The sequence below is a fragment of the Dactylosporangium siamense genome (genome assembly GCF_016862795.1).
Lineage (GTDB): Bacteria > Actinomycetota > Actinomycetes > Mycobacteriales > Micromonosporaceae > Dactylosporangium > Dactylosporangium siamense.
This window is the reverse complement of the sequence record NZ_BONQ01000288.1, coordinates 1-612: the sequence shown is the minus strand read 5'-3', so window position 1 is coordinate 612 and position 612 is coordinate 1. Positions and strand designations below refer to the sequence as shown.

The following is a 612-nucleotide window of genomic DNA, read 5'->3' as shown; positions in this document are numbered from 1 at the left end:
GGTGGTGTGCATGAGCTGATCAGTGCGCGGGCGGTGTCGGATCCTGATGTGGTTGCGGTGGTGTGTGGTGCGGAGCGGTTGACCTACGGCGAGTTGGAGTCGTGGTCGGATGGCGTGGCCGGTCATCTGGCGGGGTTGGGTGTTGGTCCGGAGTCGGTGGTGGGGCTGCGGTTTGGTCGTGGTGTGGGGATGGTCGTCGCGGTGTTGGCGGTGTGGAAGGCGGGTGCTGCGTTTGTGCCGTTGGATCCGGCGTATCCGCGGGAGCGTCTGGAGTTCATGACGGCGGATGCCGGCGTGTCGATTGTGTTGTCTGAGGCGGATCTGCGGGTGTCGGGTGTGCGTCCGGTGGTGCGGGTCCGGGCGGACCAGTTGGCGTATGTGATCTATACGTCGGGTTCGACGGGCCGTCCGAAGGGTGTGCAGGTCACGCATGGCGGTGTGGTGAACCTGTCGGCGGTGTTGGGGCCGGTGTTCGGGTTGGGGGTGGGTGAGGCTGGTTTGCAGTTCGCGTCGTTCAGTTTCGACGCGGCGGTGTTGGATGTGGCGGTGGTGTTGCCGGCCGGCGGCACTCTGGTGATCGCGGAGGAGGCGCAGCGCACCGATCCGGGGTTG

Annotated in this window: 1 protein-coding gene; it reads left to right on the top strand. The window is 66.3% G+C overall.

Annotated features, from left to right (window positions below):
* Nucleotides 1-612, top strand: a 612-nt coding sequence (locus tag Dsi01nite_RS56980; RefSeq protein ID WP_203854891.1) for an AMP-binding protein, incomplete at both ends; no start/stop codon positions are given.